1 protein-coding gene is annotated in these 958 nt (G+C 26.7%); it reads right to left on the minus strand.

Features of this window, described 5'->3' with window-relative positions; all coding sequences use genetic code 11:
* Positions 1-851, minus strand: an 851-nt coding sequence (locus FGK85_RS15185) for an Rpn family recombination-promoting nuclease/putative transposase (protein ID WP_171011461.1), incomplete at its 3' end; no start/stop codon positions are given.
* Positions 852-958 lie beyond the last annotated feature (107 nt).

Consider the following 958-nt stretch of genomic DNA (forward strand, 5'->3'; position numbering starts at 1 on the left):
TTTTCCATGCCCCTTTCTATACCCTGCTCTATGCCCTTTTTAATACCTTTCTTTTCCACGCCATCAATTACTTTCTGTATACTATATACCATAGATTCCACCTCCCATTGATTAGATGTTTCCATTATATTCTCCAATTCATCCTGCAATTCTCGTGGTAGTCTTGGCTTTATTATTCCTTTTAACCAATTTCTAAATATATCATATTGCTCAGGTGTTATTTTCTTCAGTACATATATTATAGTTCTTAACCTTTTTACTAATTCCTTTTCATCCATATTTTGATCTATAAAAAATACTGAAGATACTAGGTTGGATATTTCACATAATTCTTCCTTACTGTATTTATTTATGTCTAATAATATATAGCTAAAATCTATTATATTTTCTCCAAATAATTCATAACCACTTAAAACTTCTTTAAAACTTCTAACTGCAGTCCAATTATTTTTACCATTATATATAACTATGGGAATTATAGCTGGAAGCTTAAAACTTTTTCTTCGCCTTTCATTTTTATGAACATTTTTTAATATATCTCTCCATATTTCTGTCATATAAAACAATAATCTTATGGGCATTTGAAAATCTACTTTTGATTGAAACTCTAATAACACATAAAATAAAACTTCTTGCCCATTTATATTTACTTTATACAATATATCTGATTCTTCCTCTTCAAAATCTGAAAGAATATAAGACTTATCTACTAATACCAAATCATCTTCTTTTATTAAATTCACCCATTCATTTTTAGTAAAACTTCTTAATAGTTCCAAAAATGTTTCCTTATGAGAAAATATATACTTATATCCCACATCATGTTCATGATGTATTTTCTTATGTTTCAACGCTTTCACTCCTAATGTTTTATACTAATATTATATCATTTTTACTTAAAATTTAATACAACACGTAAGAAAATTGTGACGTAATGGCATAGGAAAAATCTGATTTT

The sequence above is a fragment of the Haloimpatiens lingqiaonensis genome, assembly GCF_901447495.1.
Taxonomy (GTDB): Bacteria; Bacillota; Clostridia; order Clostridiales; family Clostridiaceae; genus Haloimpatiens; species Haloimpatiens lingqiaonensis.